The following is a 19,289-nucleotide window of genomic DNA, read 5'->3' as shown; positions in this document are numbered from 1 at the left end:
TAGCGTGGGAGCGCCTCGCGGCGGTCCGGGCGGTCCCGGGCTCCGGCTCATACCCGGGAGCGTGGCGGGTTCGACTCCCGTCGCCGCGTCTGCTCGAGCTGCCGCTGTACGGGCACCTCGGCACGATCCGCCCCGACGACACCGTGCAGGTGACGCCGATGTGGTTCGAGTTCGACGGCGAGCACGTGCGGTTCACGCACACCACGCGCCGCCAGAAGTACCGCAACCTGCAGCACAACCCGTCGATGGCGCTGTCGATCACCGACCCGGACGACGTGTTCCGCTACCTCGAGGTGGCCGGGCGGCTCGTCGAGGTCGTGCCCGACCCGGAGGGCGCGTTCTACGTGCACCTGCAGAACCGCTACGGCAACCCCAGCCAGACCCCGCCGCCGGACGCCGCGGATCGCGTGATCCTCGTCATGTCCGTCGAGCGCGCCACCAGGCAGTGAACGGAGAACAGAAGAGCATGACCCGCATCGCCGTCATCGGGGGCACCGGCTACGCCGGCGGCCACATCGTCCGCACCGCCGCCGAGCGCGGCTTCGAGGTGATCTCGTACAGCCGCACCCTGCCCGACGAGCCGCAGCCCGGCGTCGACTACCGCCAGGCCGACGCCCGCGATCGCGACGCGGCGCGCGCGATCGTCGCCGACGCCGACGTGGTGCTCGTCACCGTCGCCCCGCGCGGCGACATGGAGGGCCGCGTCGAGGGCACCGTCGCGCAGCTGGCCGAGCTCGCCGCCGAGGCGGGCGTGCGCCTGGGCGTCGTGGGCGGCGCCGGCTCACTGCTCGTGGCCGAGGGCGGCCCCAAGGTGATGGACACCGAGGGCTTCCCGCAGGAGATCCTGCCCGAGGTGCGCGAGGCCGAGCGGATCCTCGAGCACCTGCGCGCGGACGAGAGCGGCCTCGACTGGTTCTACATCAGCCCCGCGGGCGGCTTCGGCGCGTTCGCGCCCGGCGAGGCGCTCGGCACCTACCGCACCGGCGGCGACGTGCTGCTCGTCGACGACGAGGGCCAGTCGTTCATCTCGGGCGCCGACTTCGGCCTGGCCGTGGTCGACGAGATCGAGCACCCGGCGCACCGCCGCCAGCGCTTCACCGTCGCCTACTGACGTCGCGGTGGTCCGGGTCAGAGGGTCCGGACCACCGCGCTCCGCGTTTCGGGTCGGCCGCTCTGCGACGATGGACGGATGAGCTCCCCCAACGCCTCCGCCAACCTCACGCGCGAGGAGACCGCCGCCCGCGCCGCCGCCATCGACCTGCACGAGGTGCGGGTCGAGCTCGACCTGACGGGCGCACCCGACGCCGCGCGCGCGGGCTTTCCCGTCGCGAGCACGCTGGCGTTCGACGCCCGCGCGGATGAGACGTGGATCGACTTCCTCGGTGAGGCGGTGAGCGCGGTCACCGTCAACGGCACGGAGACCCCCGTCGAATGGGACGGCGCGCGCATCCGCGTGCGCGGCCTCGCGCACGGTCCGAACGAGGTCGTCGTCCGCGCGGTCGGCGCCTACAGCCGCTCCGGCGAGGGGCTGCACCGCTTCGTCGATCCCGCCGACGGCGAGACCTATCTCTACACGCAGTTCGAGCCCGCCGATGCGCGCCGCCTCATGCCCTGCTTCGAGCAGCCCGACATGAAGGCGCGGTGGACGTTCGACGTCTCGGTGCCCGCAGGCTGGACGGTGCTGTCGAACCAGGTGCCGAGCAAGAGGCTGAACTTCGGGGACCAGGACCGCGTCGTCTTCGAGCCCACCCTGCCCCTCTCGTCGTACATCACGGCTATCGCCGCCGGCCCTTACCACCGCGTGGACGGCGAATGGAGCCGCGGCGCGCAGCGGATCCCGCTGGGCGTGCTGTGCCGCGCCTCGCTGGCCCCGCACCTCGACGCCGACGAGATCCTCGAGATCACGCGGCAGGGCCTCGACTTCTTCACCGACGCGTTCGGGTACGACTACCCGTGGGGGAAGTACGACCAGGTCTTCGTGCCGGAGTACAACCTCGGGGCCATGGAGAACCCGGGCCTGGTGACGTTCACGGAGTCGTACGTGTTCCGCGGCGCCGCCACCGACGCGCAGCGCGAGGGGCGCGCGAACACGATCCTGCACGAGATGGCGCACATGTGGTTCGGCGACCTCGTGACGATGCGCTGGTGGGACGACCTGTGGCTCAAGGAGTCGTTCGCCGACTACATGGGCTCGCACGCCTCCGTGGCGGCCACGCGCTTCGCCGACGCCTGGACGTCGTTCGCCAACCGCCGCAAGGCGTGGGCGTACGAGCAGGATCAGCTGCCCACGACGCATCCGATCGTCGCCGACATCCCCGATCTCGAGGCCGCCAAGCTGAACTTCGACGGCATCACGTACGCCAAGGGCGCCTCGGTGCTCAAGCAGCTCGTCGCGTTCGTGGGGGAGGAGGCCTTCTTCGCCGGGGCGCGCGCGTACTTCCGGCGCCACGCCTTCGGCAACACGACGCTGGACGACCTGCTCGCCGCGCTCGAGGAGGCGTCCGGCCGCGACGTGCGGGCGTGGAGCAGGGCGTGGCTGCAGACGACGGGCGTCTCGACGCTCGCGCTGGAGCGCGAGGGCGAAGGCGCGGCGGCGCTCGTGCAGACATCCCCACGGCCGCACCGCCTGCGCATCGGCACGTTCGAGCTGGCGGACGGGCGCCTCGAGCGGCGCGGATCGGTCGACGCGGACATCTCGGAGGAGCGCACGTCGGTCGAGGTGCCGCCGGCGGATCTCGTGCTGCTGAACGACGGCGACCTCACGTATGCGAAGGCGCGCCTGGACGAGGAGTCGCTCGCAGCGGTGGAGGCGGGCCTGAGCGGGCTCGGTGACACCCTCGCGCGCGGCCTCGTGTGGTCGTCGCTGTGGAACGCCACGCGCGACGGCGAGCTGCCCGTGCACCGCTACCTCGGCATCGTGGCGCGCCACGCGCCGCACGAGGCGAACGTGGGCCTGCTGGCCGGCACGATCGCCAACGCGGCCTTCGCCGTGAACCACTACGTGCCGCAGAGCTCGCGCGGCGACGCCCGCGCCCTGTGGGCCGAGACGGCGTGGCAGGCGCTCGCCGCGGCGGCGCCCGGCAGCGACGCACAGCTGGCGTGGGCGCGCGCAGTCGGCGCGGCCACGGCGTACGACGACGCCCACGCCGCGGAGCTGAGCGCCATCCTCAACGGGGATGCCCCGGCATCCGAGGGGCTGCGGCTCGACCCCGACCTGCGCTGGGCCTGGGTGCAGGGGCTCGCGGCGATCGGAGCGATCGACGAGCGCGGCATCGCCGCGGAGCTCGCGCGCGACGACACGCTCTCGGGCCGCACCGCCGCCGTGCAGGCCCGCGCCTCGCGCCCCGACCCCGACGTGCGCGCCGCCGCCTGGCGGGCGGCGTGGGAGGACCGCGGGCTCGGCAACGAGCACCTCGGCGCCACGATCGCGGGCATCCGCGCCGGCGGGCGCCGCGACCTCGTCGCCCGCTTCGACGCCGACTACTTCGCCCGCATCCGCGGTGCCTGGGCCGATCGCAGCATCGAGATCGCGCGGCGCCTCGTCGCCGGGCTCTTCCCGGCGAGCGAGGACCTCGGCGCCGTCGACGCGTGGCTCGCCGCGCACGCCGACGCGCCCGGGTCCCTGCGTCGCATCGTGCTCGAGCAGCGCGACCACCTCGCGCGCGACCTGCGCGTGCGCGCCGCGAACGAGGCCTGACCGGTGCGGGGCGTCCCGCACACGCGAAGAGGGCCGCCCGGGCATCCCGGGCGGCCCTCTCGGTGCGCGTCAGGTCACGGCTCAGGTCACGGAGTCGTGTCGACCGTGACGAGCGTGCGCACGGCCGAGTCGCCGTAGCGGACGACGCCGTAGTACGTCGTGCCGGGCACGAGTCCGTTCCACGACAGCTCGTACCACACATCGGCGCCGTCCTCGACGGGCAGCGGGTTCGGCGTGGCCTCGAGCCCCTGGCCGGGCGAGGCCACGGCCGCGTCCAGCGTCCACGTGAACGGCGCGTCGTACGAGTACACGTGCGACTCCACCACGTAGGTGCCGGCGGCCGGAGCCGTGATCACGACCTCCTCGTCGGCCGAGCCGGTGGCCGACTGCCACATCTCGTAGTAGCGCCAGTCGTCCTCGCTCACCACGCGGTACACCACGAGGTCGAGGTCCGATCCGGTGTCGGCGGCCGAGTCCAGCACGAAGCGCGCCAGGTCGGCGCCCTCGGGCACCTCGACGATCGAGTGCGTGAACCCGTCGTCCGCGGCGCCCGTCGTCTCGTCGCCGTCCACGAGCCGCTCGGCGGCCGCGAGGCCCGCCGTGTTCAGCGCGAGCTCGCCGGAGACGCCCGACGTGATGCCGACCTCCAGGGATCCGTCCGTGCCCGTGCCGGTGACCTCCGTCGGGGCGCTCGCCGTGACGGGGAAGATCGCGATGGGGGAGCGGACGTCGTTCGTGCCGCCCGTCCACGTGAGGAAGCCCGTCGTCCACTGCTCGGCGGGCGCGGATCCCTTCGTGAACGTGATCGCGACGGTCGCGCTCTCGCCCGCCGCCAGCGTCACGGTCGACGGCTCGACGGTCACCTCGACGCCGGGCACCTCCGCCGTGGCGGTGTACGTGCCTGCCTCGGTCGCCGTGATCGTGCGCGTCACCGTCTCGGGCGCCGACAGCGATCCGATGCCGATCGACGCGAGGTTGAGGTCGCTGGGCGCCACCTCGGCCTCCTCCGGCAGCCCGAACGCGATCAGGTCGAGGCCTTGCAGGTACCCGGCCCAGTCGGTCGGGCCGCTGCTGTACAGCAGCGACGGCTGCAGCATCTTCGTCGGGTCGACGTGGCCGGCGCCCTGCGCGAACGGGTCGGTGTTCGCCGATCCGTCGGCGTTCACCGTGTCGTAGGCGGTCGTCATGAGCGCCGACTTCACGTCGGCGGGCGCCCAGTCGGGGTGCTCGCCGAGGAACAGCGCGGCCAGGCCCGCCACGTGCGGCGACGCCATGGAGGTGCCCGACAGGATGCCGAAGGTCGGCTCCTCCTTCTCGCCGCTCGTCGTCGCCGCGAGGATCGCGACGCCGGGAGCCGACACGTCCGGCTTGATGATGTCGTTCGTCTCGGCGTTCATCGGCCCGCGGCTCGAGAACCCGGCCACCTGCGGCACCGGCGTGATGACGCCCGTGATGTTGTCGCTGTGCAGCGTGGCGGTGGGTGCCTCGGCGGTGCGGGCGTGGTCGAGGATCGCGGCGCGGTGCTCGGCGGCGACGTGCACGGTGGGCACGGAGTGGAAGTCGTTGTCGAGCGACTCCCCGGCCGCGACGTTCGTGAGGATCACGCCCGCGCCGCCGGACTCGGCGATCTCCTGCGACTTCTCGACGCGCGCGTTCGAGCCGCGGTCGCACACGACGATCCGGCCGGCCGCGGCGGCGTCGTCGACGCTGCCGAGCAGGCACAGCGCCGCGTCGGCGGGCGCGACACCGGCGGCGGGGATGTCGCCGGCGTACACGAGCTCGCCCGTGACGGTCTGCCCGTCGGGGACGGAGACGGTCACACCGGGGGCCGTGAACCCGTCGCCGAGCTCCACGGCGCCCTCCCACGTGGGGATCGTCGAGGCGGCGACGGTCGTGTACCAGGGCGAGGCGTGGTCGGCGGTCGAGGCGCCAGGGCCGGAGTTGCCGGCGCTGGCGGCCACGAACACGCCCGCCGCGGCGGCGTTGAAGAACGAGATGTCCTCGGGCTGCAGCACGCTCGTGGCCGAGCCGCCGCCGATCGAGTAGTTGATCACGTCGACGCCGTCGGCGACGGCCTGGTCGATCGCGGCGACGAGGTCGCTGATCGCGCAGCCGTCGTCGTCGGTGCTCGCCGGATCCGGTCCGTTCCAGCACGCCTTGTACGAGGCGATCTTCGCCGCGGGCGCCACGCCGGAGACGGTGCCGAAGTCGACGCCCGAGACCGAGGCCTCGACGCCGAAGTTGCCCGCCGCGGTGCTCGCCGTGTGCGAGCCGTGGCCGTCGCCGTCGCGCGGCGAGAGGTAGTCGTCGTCGGTCACGGCGCCGAAGCCCTCGCCGAACCAGTGCGCGCCGATGATCTTCGTGGAGTAGTCGTGCTTGCTCCACTCCTCGCCCGTGACCATCGTGCTGCGGAACTGCGTGCCGTCGGCCTTGTCGAAGACGATCTGACCGCCGCTCGTGTACGGCGCGCCGGGCTTCTTGGTCGCCGCCTGGTTCTTGAGCTTGTCGCCCGCGAACGACGGGTTCTCCGGCGCGATGCCCGTGTCGACGACGCCGACCACGATGCCCTCGCCCGCGTGCTCCACGCCGCCCGTGGCCTCCCACACGCCGCCGCGGCCGTCGGCGTCGGAGCCGAGGCCGAGGAAGTCGGGCGACGTCTGCGCGGTGACCTTGCGCAGCTCGTCGGGGAACACCCCGAGCACGTCCTTGTCGGTGCGCAGGTGCGCGACCTGTTCCGAGCTGAGCTCGGCGGCGAAGCCGTTGGCCGTGACCTGGTAGGTCGTGTCGGGCAGCGCGCCGATCTCGTCGGCCAGCCGCTGCTGCTTCTTCTCGAGGTGCTCGATGTACTTCTGGGCGTTCTTCGCGTGGGCGTCGAGGCGATTGCCCTTGTCGGGCTTGGTCGCCTCGATGCCGGGCACGCCGCCGTCGTACGTCGCGAGCGCGTCCTCCTTGAGGAGCACGACGTAGCGGCCGTCCTCGGCATCGACGGGGACCAGGGGATGCACCTCCTCCGCGGGTGACGCGTGTGCGGCCGTGGCCGCGGTCGCCGTGAGCGCGAGGGCGAGCGTGAGCGCCGCCGCCGCGCGCGGGAGAGGTCGGATCATCCAATGCCTCCTGTGCGGGATGGGTGTCGCGCGGGCCGTCCGCTCGCGCAGTGGCGCCGAATCTAGCTCACAGGTGTTGCACAGAAACGCGTTTCGGCGCGTCGGCTCACCGGGGATATCCGGGTATGCCGCTGGCGCCCGAGGGTGCCCGAAGGGGGAGTGGCGGCGCGTCAGGAGGGCGCGAGCAGCGCCGCGGCCTCGTCGACCGTGTCGACGAGATGGACGTGCTCCTCCATGGGCCGCCCCTTCGCCAGCGCCCGCAGCAGCGGCCACGCCGGCAGCGTCTCGGTCCAGTGCGTGCGCCCGACGAGCACCATCGGCGCGATGCGGTCCTCGGTGGCGTAGTAGTTCTCGCACGCGTCCTGGAAGATCTCCTGCACCGTGCCGCCCGCGCCCGGCAGGAACACGATGCCCGCGTCGCACAGCTCCAGCAGGATCGCCTCGCGCAGCGCGTTGCGGAAGTACTTCGCGATCGCCGTGGCGAACAGGTTCGGCGGCTCGTGGCCGTAGTGCCACGTGGGCACGCCGAGCGAGTCGGCGGGATCGGGGAACCGCGCGATCACGCGCCGCGCGGCGGCCACCCACGCGTCGGCCGAGGGGTGGTACGACGGCGCGGCCGAGAGCAGCTCGAGCGCCTCCTCCAGCGCGCTCTCCGGATGGGCCGACAGCCGTGCGCCGAGATTGGCGGCCTCCATCGCGCCCGGCCCGCCGCCCGTCGCGACGGTCAGCCGTGCGCCGAGGAGCCGCCCGAGCCGGGCCGCGTCGGCGTAGCCGGGCTCGCCGCGCGTCAGGGAGTGGCCGCCCATCACCCCGATCAGCCGGCGGCCCCGCACCCACCGCCCGAGCGCGCCGTCGACGCCCTCGTCGTGCAGCGCCCGCGCCAGCGCCGCGTCGGGCGCGGTGCGCTCGTGCTGCCACGCGAACGCGCGGGCGTCGAGGGAGCGCGCGTACGGCTCGGCGTCGTACAGCTCGTCGGCCGTGTACAGCGCGTCGCGGTGCGGGTCGATCGGCGCGGCGTCGACACCCGGCAGCACGAGGGCGCCTCGCCGCTCGTGCCGCTCGGCGTCGCCCGGGGCGAAGCGGCACCCGGCGAACGTCGTGCGCGACGTGTCGCACGCGGCCAGCGCGTCCGACAGCGCACGCAGATCGAGGCCGACGATCCGCCACCCGCGCAGCCTGCGGACGCCGGCCGACAGCCGCTCCTCCAGCTCGGTGAGCGATTCGACCGTGACGACCCTGCCCCGCGTGCGCCTCATCGCGCCCATCCTGGCAGGATCGCCCGCGGCGTGCGCGCGCGCCTGCCCGAGGGCCGTGCCACGCGGGTAGGCTCGCGTGGTGTGCCTGTCGCCAGGGCACGTGACGAAGGGGGCGACATGACGGATGCGGGACTGAGTCGGATCAACGGGCGGGTGATCGGGATCGCGATCGCCGCCGCTCTCGGAGGCTTCCTCTTCGGCTACGACACCTCGGTGATCAACGGAGCCGTCGACGCGCTCTCGGCCGACTTCGCGCTGGACCCGGGCCTGCAGGGCTTCTCGGTGTCGATCGCCCTGCTCGGCGCCGCGCTCGGCGCGTGGTTCGCCGGCAGCATCGCGAACATGTGGGGCCGCGTGCCGGTCATGCTCGTGGCGGCCGCGCTGTTCTTCGTCTCGGCCATCGCCTCGGGCCTGGCCTTCGGCGTGTGGGATCTGATGGTCTGGCGCGCGGTCGGCGGGCTCGGCGTCGGCGCCGCGTCGGTCATCGCGCCGGCGTACATCGCCGAGGTCTCTCCCGCCCGCATCCGCGGCCGCCTCGGCTCGCTGCAGCAGCTGGCGATCGTGCTCGGCATCTTCGCCGCGCTGCTCACGAACGCCGTGCTCGCCGCGACCTCCGGCGGCGCCGCCGAGACTCTGTGGTTCGGGATCGAGACGTGGCGCTGGATGTTCATCGTCGAGGCCGTGCCCGCCGTCGTGTACGGCGTGATGTCGCTGCGCCTGCCCGAGTCGCCGCGCTACCTCGTGCGCAAGGGCGACTACGACAAGGCGTCGCAGGTGCTGCTGGACTTCAGCGGCGAGCTCGACGTGAACAGGAAGATCCAGGAGATCAAGGACTCGCTGCAGAGCGAGAAGCGCGAGTCGCTGCGCGATCTCGTGGGCCCGGCGCTCGGGCTGAAGCCGATCGTGTGGGTCGGCATCCTGCTGAGCGTCTTCCAGCAGTTCGTCGGCATCAACGTGATCTTCTACTACTCGACCACGCTGTGGCGCTCGGTCGGCTTCGACGAGAGCAGCGCGCTCACCACGAGCGTGATCACGTCGGTGACGAACATCGTCGTCACGATCGTGGCGATCCTCCTCGTCGACAAGGTGGGACGCAAGGCGCTGCTGATCTCCGGATCGCTCCTCATGACGGTCTCCCTCGGCGTCATGGCCGTCGCCTTCTCGTTCGCGACGACCGCCGCCGACGGATCCGTCAGCCTCGAGGCGCCGTGGTCGATCGTCGCGCTCGTGGCGGCCAACCTCTTCGTCGTCGGATTCGGCGCCACGTGGGGCCCGGTCGTCTGGGTGCTCCTGGGCGAGATCTTCCCGAACCGGATCCGCGCGAGCGCGCTCGCCGTGGCCGCCGCCGCGCAGTGGGTGGCGAACTTCGCGATCTCCACGACCTTCCCGTGGCTCAGCAGCATCTCGCTGACCCTCGCCTACGGCCTCTACGCGGGCTTCGCCGCCCTGTCGTTCGTGTTCGTGTGGTTCCGGGTGCGCGAGACGAAGGGCATGGAGCTCGAGGAGATGAAGGCCTGAGCGCCGCCCGGCGCGCATCCGTGCGGCGCGCCGGGGGTGTCGCTCGGGGCCAGGCGCGGGGCCGCGCTTAGCCTGGGTAGGCCATGATCCGGTTCGAGCACGTCACCAAGCGCTACAAGGGGACCGCCTCACCCGCCCTCGACGATGTCTCGTTCGAGGTCCAGCGCGGTGAGTTCGTGTTCCTCGTCGGCCAGTCGGGATCGGGGAAGTCCTCGTGCCTGCGCCTCATCCTGCGGGAGGGGGTGCCGTCCTCGGGCAGCATCGTCGTGCTGGGGCGCGACACGAAGTCGCTCTCCAACCGGCGCACGCCCTACTTCCGCCGGCACATCGGGTCGGTCTTCCAGGACTTCCGCCTGCTGCCGTCCAAGAGCGTGTTCCAGAACGTGGCGTTCACGCTGCAGGTGATCGGCGCCTCGCGCGCCATGGTGAAGCAGGCCGTGCCCGAGGCGCTCGAGCGCGTCGGCCTGCAGGGCATGGCCAAGCGCATGCCGCACGAGCTCTCGGGCGGCGAGCAGCAGCGTGTGGCGATCGCGCGCGCGCTCGTGAACCGGCCGCAGCTGCTGCTGGCCGATGAGCCGACGGGAAACCTCGACCCCGCCACGTCGACCGACATCATGGAGCTGCTCGCGCAGATCAACGCGTCGGGCACGACGATCGTGATGGCCACGCACGAGGCCGGCTTCGTCGACCGCATGCAGCGACGCGTCATCGAGCTGTCGAACGGGCGCCTCGTGCGCGACGAGCGCCACGGCGGATACGGCGACACGTCTGCGATCCAGCGCCTCGAGCCGCAGATCGAGAAGGGCGCCGCCGCCGTCGCCGCCCTCACGGCGGTGCTCGAGGTGCAGCGCGAGGTCTCGGATCGGCTCGACGCGCAGGGGCGCCCGGCCTCGCCGGCGACGGCCGCGCAGCCCGCGACCCCGCCGATCCGTCGCGCCCCCGCGCCCCGCGAGCAGGCGCCCCGCGAGCAGGCTCCCCAGGCGCCGGCGCAGACGCAGGCCCAGGCGCCCGCCCCTCAAACCCCGGTGCCCGCCCCCGCCCCCCGGGCGGAGGCGCCGCGCACCCACGTGCCGGGTACGCACGTGCCGCGGCCCACGCAGCCGGCGGCGCCGCGGGCGACGCCCCGGCAGCCGCCCGCCGGCCCCCACGCCGCCGCGCCCGCGGCCGGCCCGGCGCGCCCCGCGGAGCCGCCCCGTGTCGCGCCGATCCCGCCCGCGCGCCCCGCCGGGTCCGATGCGGGAGGCGAGGACGATCCGCTGCCGCCCGACGTCACGAAGGCGCGGCAGCGCCCCGTCGCCGAGCAGGCCGAGCGGGTCGCCGAGCTCGGCTTCGCCGAGCGGCTGGGGCTCGGGCGTGACGACGAGGACGAAGTGGGGCCGACGGCATGAGACTCGGACTGATCCTCGGCGAGGTCCTCACGGGGCTCCGCCGCAACGCGTCGATGGTCGTCTCGGTCGTGCTCGTCACGTTCGTCTCGCTGACCTTCGTGGGCGCCGCGATCCTGATGCAGGCGCAGATCGGCACGATGCGCGAGTACTTCCAGGACCGCGCGCAGATCGAGATCTACCTGTGCTCGACCCTGTCCACGCAGGAGACCTGCCTGGAGGGCGCCGCGACGGAGGAGCAGACCGCGGCCGTCGAGGCGGAGCTGCGCTCCGACACGCTGTCGTCGGTGATCCAGCGCTTCACCTACATCTCCGCCGAGGAGGCGCACGCGTCGTTCACCGAGAACTTCCCCGATCAGGCGAATCTGCTCACCCCCGAGCAGACGAACGCGTCGTTCCGCATCACGCTGGTGAACCCGGAGGACCCCCGCAACGCGGACGTGCTCGTGGAGGCGTTCTCCGGCATCGCGGGCGTCGAGGGGGTGACGAACCAGATCGAGCATCTCGAGCCGCTGTTCGCCGCGCTCACGATCGCGACGTACATCGCCGTGGGCATCGCGGCGCTCATGCTCATCTCCGCCGTGCTGCTCATCGGCACGACCATCCGTTTGTCGGCCTACGCCCGGCGCCGCGAGGTCGGCATCATGCGCCTGGTGGGCGCGTCGAACCGCTTCATCCAGACGCCGTTCGTGCTCGAGGGCGTCGTCGCGGCGTTCCTGGGCGCCGCGCTCGCGAGCGTCGCCGTGCTGCTGATGGTCCGCTTCGGCGTCGACGGCTATCTCGCCACCAGCATGGGCACCGTGCCGTGGGTGGGCATGGGCGAGGCGTGGCTCGTCGTCCCCGTCATCATCGCGCTCGGCGTCGTGCTGGCCGCCGCCTCGGCCGGCTTCGCGATCCGCCGCTGGCTGCGCGCCTGATCCAGTAGACTGGAACGCTGCCCGTCATCCGGCGGGCGGCGTTCGAGGTGCCGGATCGCGGAAGGGCGGGTGTCGCATGCCGAAGGAGAAGGGCGAGAAGGTCATCGCCCTCAATCGCCGTGCCCGCCACGAGTACACGATCGAGAAGACCTACGAGGCCGGACTGGTGCTGCAGGGCACCGAGGTGAAGTCGTTGCGCGAGGGCCACGCCAACCTCACCGACGGCTACGCGTACATCGACCGCGGCGAGGCGTTCCTCGACCAGGTGAGCATCCCGCAGTACTCGAACGGCACGTGGACGAATCACTCGGCCAAGCGCATCCGCAAGCTGCTGCTGCACAAGGACGAGATCGCCAAGCTCGCGCGCAAGGCGGCCGAGGGCGGCTACACGCTCGTGCCCATGAAGCTGTACTTCGTCGACGGCCGCGCCAAGGTCGAGATCGCGGTGGCCAAGGGCAAGACCCAGTACGACAAGCGCCAGACGCTGCGCGAGCGCCAGGACCGCCGCGAGGCCGAGCGCGCCATGCGCCTGCGCAACCGCGTGGGGGAGTGACCCACAGGCATCCGTGCCACCCCGCCCCGCGCGCCTACGATCGTCCGGATCGGATGGGCGAGCCGCGGGAGGGACGATGGATCCGGCCTCGGTCGCGCTGGGCGCGGCGTACCTGGCGTTCGGCGCCGGCGGCCTCGCGCTGATCCGCACCGACTTGGCCGAGCACCGGCTGCCGAACGCCATCGTGTTGCCGATGACGGGCGTCGTCGCGGCGCTGCTCGTCGTCGCCGCGCTGCTGGCGGGGCGCACGTCCGCCATCGGGGGCGGCGCGGCGGGCGCGCTGCTGCTGGGTGGCTTCTACGCCGCGCTGTGGATCGCCGGCCGCGACAGCGGCGGGATGGGCGGCGGCGACGTCAAGCTCGCGCTGCTGGTGGGACTGTTCCTCGGCTGGCACGGCTGGGCCGCGCTCGCCCTGGGCGCGGCGGCCGGATTCCTCGCGGGCGGGGTGGTCGCGGTCGCGCTCGTCGCCGCCGGCCGCGCCGACGCGCGCACGCGGATCGCGTTCGGTCCGTACATGCTCCTCGGCGCATGCATAGGGCCCCTCGTGGGCTGACGCAAGGGGGGCGGCGCCGCGCGGCGGACGCTAGCCTGGCCCCATGGGGGCGCTGATCGGCATCTGGAATCGCGTGCTGGCGTGGGCGCTGCAGCGGCGGCTCGTCCGCTCGCTTCTGCTCTACTCCGAGAGCAACGGGCCGGTGCTGGCGGCGAGCGTGACCTACCGGGCGCTCTTCGCGCTGTTCGCGGCGGTGCTGCTGGGGTTCTCCGCCGCGGCGATCTGGCTCTCCGGCCGCCCGGAGCTGTGGGACGCGCTCGTGGCCGGTGTCGACAACGTCATCCCCGGCCTCATCGGCGAGGGCGGGGTGATCGACGCGAGCGAGCTGCAGAAGGCGCCGGGCGCCATCACCGTGGCGGGCGTCATCGCGGTCGTCGCCCTCGTGGGCGCGGCGATCGGGGCGATCACGACGCTGCGCACCGCGATCCGCGTGATGGCGGGCACAGAGAACGCGACGACCTCGCCGATCCTGCTCGCTCTGCGCGACCTGCTGTTCGCACTGGCCGTGGGCGTGCTGCTCCTCGCCTCGGTCGTCGTGACGTTCCTCGGATCGGCGTTCGTGACGACCGTGCTCGATTGGGTGGGCCTCGGCTCCGATCTCACCGCGGCCGTCGTGACGCGCCTCGTCACCATCGCGGTGACCTTCGCGCTCGATGCCGTGATCATCGCGCTGCTGTTCGCGCTCCTGTCGGGCACGCGCGCCTCGCTGCGCGCGCTGGCCGCCGGGTCGCTCGTCGGCGCCGCCGGCCTCGTGGTGCTGCAGCAGCTCTCCGGGCTCTTCGTCGGCGGCGCCGATTCGAACCCCCTGCTCACGTCGTTCGCCTCGCTCATCGCGCTGCTGCTGTGGCTCAACTTCTCGGCGCAGGTGATCCTGATCGCGTGCGCGCACGTCATCACGACCATGGCGGAGGAGCGCGATCGCGTGGGGGAGCGCTACGGCGCCACGACGCTCGCGCAGCGCAAGGTGCGCAGCGCCGAGCGGGAGGTGCGCATCGCCACGGCGGCGCTGCGCACGGCCAGGGAGCAGGAGAGCGCGGAGCGCGAGGCGAACGCGGCGCGTGAGGCATGACGCGCGCGGGCGCAACCCCCGCGCGCCGCGCGGAGGCCGGGGGTAGGCTCGGCCCATGGCCATCGCACGACTGAACGGCGGACCCCTCGACGGACAGGTCCTGCCCCTGGATTCCACCGACCAGGACCAGCTGATCATGCCCTACGCGGAGGGTCAGCTCGTCTACCGGCGCGAGGGCGACGCGGAGAACACCGGCGAGGGCGACGGGCCCACCGAGGTGGAGTTCCGCTACGCCCAGGAGCTGAACGACATCGACTCGACGGACGACGACGAGCCGAAGGCGGCCGACCGCTGATGGCGGCGGCCGGGATGACCGGACCGACGCGCTTCGTCGAGGTCGAGCGCAAGTTCGACGTGGACGCCGGCACCCCGGTGCCGGACTGGACGGGAGTGCCCGGCGTGGCCGCGGTGACGCCGGGGGAGGAGCGCCACCTCGACGCGCTGTACCTCGACACGGCCGACCTCGCGCTCGGCCGCGCCGGCGTGGCGCTGCGCCGGCGCACCGGCGGGCCCGATGCCGGCTGGCACATCAAGGGGCCGCTCGTGGACGGCGCTCGCGTGGAGCTCGGCTGGCCCCTCGGCGAGGGAGACGAGGTGCCCGACGCCGTGCGCGCCGAGATCGCGCAGTGGACCACCGCGCCGCTGGAGCCGCTCGCGCGGATCGTGAACGACCGCACCGCCTACGAGCTGCGGGACGCGCACGGCGCGACCCTGGCGGAGTTCGTCGACGACCACGTGCGCACGACCGACCTGCGCGCGGGCGACGAGCGCGAGTGGCACGAGTGGGAGATCGAGCTCGGCCCCGCCGCCCCGGCGGATGCCGCGGCGCGCGAGGCCTTCTTCGCCGCGGTGGCGGAGGCGGCGCTGGCCGCCGGCGCCCGCGGCGCCTCGTCGGCCTCGAAACTCGCCCGCGCCCTCGGCCGCTGATCCGCCGACGTCACCGACGCGAAAGGGCCCGGATCCGAGGATCCGGGCCCTTTGCGACATCGATCACATGTTGATGAAGTGACCCTGGAGGCCGTGGAAGCCCTCCTGCAGCGTCTCCGAGAGCGTCGGGTGCGTGTGCACGTTGCGGGCGGCCTCGACGGCCGTGAGGTCCCACTTCTGCGCGAGCGTGAGCTCGGGCAGCAGCTCCGAGACGTCGGGGCCGACCATGTGGCCGCCGATGAGTTCGAGGTGCTCGGCGTCGGCGATGAGCTTGACGAAGCCGATCGGCTCGCCCAGGCCGTTGGCCTTGCCGTTGGCGCTGAAGGGGAACTTCGCGACCTTGATCTCGCGGCCCTCGGCCCGCGCCTGCTCCTCGGTGAGGCCGAAGCTGGCCACCTGCGGCGAGCAGAACGTGGCGCGCGGCATCATGCGGTAGTCGCCGAGCGTCTGGGTCTCGGCCTTCGCGATCGTCTCGGCGGCGACCACGGCCTGCGCCTCGGCCACGTGGGCGAGCTGCAGCTTGGCGGTCACGTCGCCGATGGCGTAGATGCCGTCGACGTTCGTGCGCATGTAGTCGTCGATCTCGATGGCGCCGCGCTCCGTGAGCTTGACGCCGGTCTTGTCGAGGCCGAAGCCCTCGACGTTGGGGGCGAAGCCCACCGACATGAGCACCTTGCCGGCCGTGATCTCGCCCGGCTGGCCGTCGCGGGTCTCGTACGTGACGCGCACCGACGAGCCGTTGTCCTCGACGGTCTTGACCGCGGTCGAGGTGAGGATGTCGATGCCGTACTTCTTGTACTGCTTCTGGATCTCCTTCGAGACCTCCGCGTCCTCGTTCGGGAGGGCGCGGTCGAGGAACTCGATGATCGTCACCTTCACGCCGTAGTTCGACAGCACGTAGGCGAACTCCATGCCGATCGCGCCGGCGCCGACGATCACGATCGACTCGGGCAGCTCGCGCGAGAGGATCTGCTCCTCGTAAGTGACGACGTTCTCGCTCAGCTCGACGCCCGGCAGCAGGCGCACCTTCGAGCCCGTGGCGATGATCACGTTCTCGTACGTGATCTCCTCGGTGGACCCGTCGGACTTCGCCACCGAGATGGCCTTCGGTCCCGTGAAGGTGCCGCGACCCTCGTACTCGGTGACCTTGTTCTTCTTCATGAGGAAGTGGATGCCCTTGACGTGCGTCTCGGCGACCTTGCGGCTGCGGTCGAACGCCGCGCCGAAGTCGAACGAGACCTCGCCGGAGATGCCGAAGAAGTCCGCCTTGTGCGTGAAGGTGTGCGCCACCTCCGCGTTCTTCAGCAGCGACTTCGAGGGGATGCAGCCGACGTTGAGGCACACACCGCCCCAGTACTTCTCTTCGATGATCGCGACCGAGAGCCCGAGCTGTGCGCCGCGCACGGCTGCGACGTATCCGCCGGGGCCCGCGCCGAGGATGACGAGGTCGTAGTGAGCCATGGCTTCAGCCTATCGCCCGGCGGGCGGCGCGTCGTCCGCGTCGTCGGTGCGATCGCGTCGGGCACGCGCGACGAGGATCGCCACGAGGGCGCCGCCGCCGGCGGCCAGCAGCAGGCCGCCGATGATCCACGGCAGGTTGCGCACGAAGCCGTCGCCGTCGGCCGGGGTCCCGTCGGCGGGATCGGGCGTGGCACTCGGCACGGGCGTCGCCGTCGCGGCATCCGACTCGTCCGGCGTCTGCGGGGTCTGCGTGGGCTCGGGGCTCGGCTGCGGCGCGCTCGGGGTGGCGACGGTGAACGAGAAGGTGCCGTCGATCGGATGCCCGTCGCTCGAGACCACGCGCCACGTCACCGCGTACTCCCCGGCCTCCGCCGCCTCGGCCAGCGGCACGGTCACGACGGCGCCGTCGACCACGGGATCCCCGGCGGTCGCGTCGGCACCCGAGGGCGAGAGGACCTGGACGGCCGTGCCGTCGCCCGCGTCGATGAGCTCGGCGCTGTACGTGAGCGTCAGCTCCGCCGGCATCGTCTCGACGGTCGAATCCGCCGCCGGAGCCGTCGACACGAGCGTATCGTGCGCGGCGGCGGGCGAGGCGCTCGCGAGGGAGGCGGCGAGGAGGACGGCGACGGTCGCGCCCAGCACGGGCATGCGGCGCAGGACACGGGTGGTGGCGGACATGCCACCGAACGTATGGTCGGCGGCTGAGCGAACGCTGGCGGCGCGACTGCCGATAGTGGGCCCGGGATCGTCGAGATGTCCGCCATCCGGGGGACGAACGGATCCCGCGCCCGGCGGTCCATCCGATACGCTGGACGAAAGGAAGGATCGAGCGTGACGGATTCGGAGTTCCAGCCCACCTCTGCGGCGTCGGTGCGACGCGACGGCGGCCACGACGGCTCTGGCGATTCCACGCAGTCGTTCGGCGGCGAGTCCGACCTGTCGTTCGTGCCGTTCCACGGCGAGCTCAGCGAGACGGAGCTCGAGGCGATCCAGGCGCTGCCCGCGGGCTCGGCGCTGCTGCTGGTCCGCTCGGGCCCGACCGCGGGCGCCCGCTATCTGCTCGACGGCGACGTGACGACCGTCGGTCGCCACCCCGAGGCCGACATCTTCTTCGACGACGTGACGGTCTCGCGTCGCCACTGCGAGATCCTGCGCACGGAGGCGGGCTTCGAGATCGTCGACCAGCGGTCGCTGAACGGCACGTACGTCGACGGCTCGCGCGTGGACCGCGGCGTGCTGCGCAACGGCGACGAGGTGCGCATCGGCAAGTTCCGCGTGAACTTCTTCGCCTCGCCGCTGGATCTGCCGGCGACGGGGGCCTGATGGCGGCTGCCCACGCCCGTCTGCCGCATCGGGAGCCGGGAGACGGCGCGCTCCTCAGCATCGGCCAGGTGCTCGCCAAGCTCACCCCCGAGTTCCCGCAGCTGACCTCGAGCAAGCTGCGCTTCCTCGAGATGCAGGGGATCGTCAGCCCGCAGCGCACGGCCGCGGGCTACCGCAAGTTCTCTCCCCACGATCTGGAGCGGCTGCGCTTCGCGCTCACCCTGCAGCGCGATCACTACATGCCGCTCAGCGTCATCCGCGAGCACCTCGCCGACGTCGACGCGGGCCGCGACGTGCAGACGCCGGTCGCGCCGCCGTCGATCCACCCGTCCGAGCGCCGCTACAGCAGGGCCGACCTGCTGGCCGAGGCCGGCGCGGCCCCCCAGCTGTTCAACGACGCGGTGAGCACCGGGGTGCTCACGCCGGCCGAGACCTACGACGAGCAGGCCGTCGCGCTGATGCGCGCGCTCGTCGCCCTCGATCGCCACGGCATCGAGCCGCGGCACGTGCGCGGCCTGCGCCAGAGCGCCGAGCGCCAGGTGTCGCTCGTCGAGACGGCCCTGTCGACCGTGCGCCGCCGCACCGACGCCCGCTCCCGCGCGACCGCGGCGGAGCTCGCGCCCGAGCTGGCCGCGCGCCTGGACGAGGTGCGGGCGATCTTCGTCAAGTCGGCGCTGAGCCGCCTGCTCGACTGATCGTCACCGTTCGATAACGGCTCGCGACACGCCACCCGCGCGCGGCCGGATGTCGTTGCCGGGGCACACGCGGGGGCGTACGTTGGGAAGGTCGAATCGGACCACGAGGGGGACACATGAACGCAGGCACTCCGACCGGTGAGCCCGGCTTCGCCGTCGACCTGCTCTTCACCGACGGTCTCCCGGAGCTGGACCCGCAGATGGGCTACCGCGGCGCCGTCGCCGCGCGTGCCGCGGGCATCACCTATCGGCAGCTGGACTACTGGGCCCGCACCGAGCTGGTCGTGCCCACCATCCGCAGTGCCAGCGGCTCCGGATCGCAGCGCCTCTACGGCTTCCGCGACATCCTCGTCCTGAAGCTCGTCAAGCGACTGCTCGACACGGGCATCTCGCTGCAGCAGATCCGCACGGCGGTCGAGCAGCTGCGTGCGTCCGGCATCGAGGACCTCGCGGGCACGACGCTCATGAGCGACGGCGCCTCGGTGTACCTCTGCACATCGAACGATGAGGTCATCGACCTCGTCAGCCGCGGCCAGGGCGTCTTCGGCATCGCCGTGGGCAAGGTCCTGCGCGAGGTCGAGTCGACGCTCGTCGAGTTCGACCCCACCGCCCCGGACCCCGTCGACGAGCTCGCCGCCCGCCGCACGCGGAAGAGCGCTTGATTCTTTAAGATCTGCGCTGTTCTTTTTTGAATCTGCGCCGCTCGGGCACCCGCTTCGCGGGCGCCACTCGCGTGCACGGGTTCCCGCATCGCGTGGAGCTGGTCGGGCACATCGTGCTGAATGCGGCGATGATCTGGATGCTCGCAGCAATGCCGCTCCTGATGGCCGG

The 19,289-nt window shown here is 72.5% G+C and carries 18 protein-coding genes and 1 tRNA gene; 15 read left to right on the top strand and 4 right to left on the bottom strand.

The features are described 5' to 3' along the window. The first annotated feature begins 16 nt into the window (after positions 1-16). The 4 genes from ACWDR7_RS05540 to pepN all read left to right on the top strand — a co-directional run bounded on the left by ACWDR7_RS05540 (position 17) and on the right by pepN (position 3,697). Positions 17-89 (top strand) — tRNA-Met (locus ACWDR7_RS05540). Continuing rightward, positions 90-449, top strand: a complete 360-nt coding sequence (locus ACWDR7_RS05535) for a PPOX class F420-dependent oxidoreductase (protein WP_449853996.1) — start codon at positions 90-92, stop codon at positions 447-449. It abuts the tRNA gene before it with no gap. 17 nt (positions 450-466) lie between these two features. Beyond that, entirely contained in the window at positions 467-1,111 is a 645-nt protein-coding gene (locus ACWDR7_RS05530) for an NAD(P)-dependent oxidoreductase (RefSeq protein ID WP_449853930.1), read from the top strand. Between the two features lie 78 nt (positions 1,112-1,189). Next, complete coding sequence (gene pepN, locus ACWDR7_RS05525) at positions 1,190-3,697, top strand: aminopeptidase N (protein ID WP_449853929.1); 2,508 nt, start codon at positions 1,190-1,192, stop codon at positions 3,695-3,697. Positions 3,698-3,783: 86 nt separating this feature from the next. Here the strand turns inward: pepN and ACWDR7_RS05520 are convergent, their stop codons facing one another. Both ACWDR7_RS05520 and ACWDR7_RS05515 read right to left on the bottom strand, forming a co-directional pair. Then, entirely contained in the window at positions 3,784-6,801 is a 3,018-nt protein-coding gene (locus ACWDR7_RS05520) for a S8 family serine peptidase (RefSeq protein WP_449853928.1), read from the bottom strand. 170 nt (positions 6,802-6,971) lie between these two features. Next, complete coding sequence (locus tag ACWDR7_RS05515) at positions 6,972-8,057, bottom strand: LOG family protein (RefSeq protein WP_449853927.1); 1,086 nt, start codon at positions 8,055-8,057, stop codon at positions 6,972-6,974. Positions 8,058-8,174: 117 nt separating this feature from the next. On the opposite strand from ACWDR7_RS05515, the gene ACWDR7_RS05510 reads away from it, so the two are divergent. From ACWDR7_RS05510 to ACWDR7_RS05475, 8 genes are all read left to right on the top strand, one after another. Beyond that, on the top strand, positions 8,175-9,575 hold the full coding sequence (locus ACWDR7_RS05510) for a sugar porter family MFS transporter (RefSeq protein ID WP_449853926.1): 1,401 nt from the start codon (positions 8,175-8,177) through the stop codon (positions 9,573-9,575). Positions 9,576-9,658: 83 nt separating this feature from the next. Then, a complete protein-coding gene (gene ftsE, locus ACWDR7_RS05505) occupies positions 9,659-10,963 on the top strand; it encodes a cell division ATP-binding protein FtsE (protein WP_449853925.1) in 1,305 nt (434 codons plus the stop codon). Continuing rightward, entirely contained in the window at positions 10,960-11,877 is a 918-nt protein-coding gene (gene ftsX, locus ACWDR7_RS05500; RefSeq protein WP_449853924.1) for a permease-like cell division protein FtsX, read from the top strand. The genes ftsE and ftsX overlap by 4 nt, the downstream gene beginning before the upstream one ends. A gap of 76 nt (positions 11,878-11,953) precedes the next feature. Then, positions 11,954-12,430, top strand: a complete 477-nt coding sequence (gene smpB, locus ACWDR7_RS05495) for an SsrA-binding protein SmpB (protein WP_449853923.1) — start codon at positions 11,954-11,956, stop codon at positions 12,428-12,430. A gap of 76 nt (positions 12,431-12,506) precedes the next feature. Beyond that, entirely contained in the window at positions 12,507-12,983 is a 477-nt protein-coding gene (locus tag ACWDR7_RS05490; RefSeq protein ID WP_449853922.1) for a prepilin peptidase, read from the top strand. Between the two features lie 43 nt (positions 12,984-13,026). Then, on the top strand, positions 13,027-14,052 hold the full coding sequence (locus ACWDR7_RS05485) for a YihY/virulence factor BrkB family protein (protein ID WP_449853921.1): 1,026 nt from the start codon (positions 13,027-13,029) through the stop codon (positions 14,050-14,052). Positions 14,053-14,107: 55 nt separating this feature from the next. After that, the gene (locus ACWDR7_RS05480; protein ID WP_449853920.1) at positions 14,108-14,347 is read left to right on the top strand and encodes a response regulator; all 240 of its coding nucleotides are present in this window, start codon (positions 14,108-14,110) and stop codon (positions 14,345-14,347) included. 14 nt (positions 14,348-14,361) lie between these two features. Continuing rightward, entirely contained in the window at positions 14,362-14,979 is a 618-nt protein-coding gene (locus tag ACWDR7_RS05475; RefSeq protein ID WP_449853919.1) for a CYTH domain-containing protein, read from the top strand. A 63-nt stretch (positions 14,980-15,042) separates the two neighbouring features. Here ACWDR7_RS05475 and lpdA read toward each other — a convergent pair whose 3' ends face one another. Together lpdA and ACWDR7_RS05465 are read right to left on the bottom strand one after the other, a co-directional pair. Beyond that, a complete protein-coding gene (gene lpdA, locus ACWDR7_RS05470) occupies positions 15,043-16,440 on the bottom strand; it encodes a dihydrolipoyl dehydrogenase (RefSeq protein ID WP_449853918.1) in 1,398 nt (465 codons plus the stop codon). Between the two features lie 9 nt (positions 16,441-16,449). Continuing rightward, entirely contained in the window at positions 16,450-17,118 is a 669-nt protein-coding gene (locus ACWDR7_RS05465; protein ID WP_449853917.1) for a copper resistance CopC family protein, read from the bottom strand. A 153-nt stretch (positions 17,119-17,271) separates the two neighbouring features. Here ACWDR7_RS05465 and ACWDR7_RS05460 point away from each other — a divergent pair, with 153 nt between their 5' ends. From ACWDR7_RS05460 to ACWDR7_RS05450, 3 genes are all read left to right on the top strand, one after another. Next, positions 17,272-17,763 carry an FHA domain-containing protein gene (locus tag ACWDR7_RS05460; RefSeq protein WP_449853916.1) on the top strand — a complete coding sequence of 164 codons (492 nt, stop codon included), beginning with the start codon at positions 17,272-17,274 and terminating at the stop codon, positions 17,761-17,763. Further along, on the top strand, positions 17,763-18,458 hold the full coding sequence (ftsR, locus tag ACWDR7_RS05455) for a transcriptional regulator FtsR (protein ID WP_449853915.1): 696 nt from the start codon (positions 17,763-17,765) through the stop codon (positions 18,456-18,458). The genes ACWDR7_RS05460 and ftsR overlap by 1 nt, the downstream gene beginning before the upstream one ends. A gap of 116 nt (positions 18,459-18,574) precedes the next feature. After that, entirely contained in the window at positions 18,575-19,120 is a 546-nt protein-coding gene (locus ACWDR7_RS05450; protein WP_449853914.1) for a MerR family transcriptional regulator, read from the top strand. The last annotated feature ends 169 nt before the right edge of the window (positions 19,121-19,289 follow it).

This window comes from Microbacterium sp. NPDC003461, assembly GCF_053588335.1.
The sequence above is the reverse complement of the archived record's forward strand: the minus strand, read 5'-3'. Positions and strand labels throughout refer to the sequence as shown.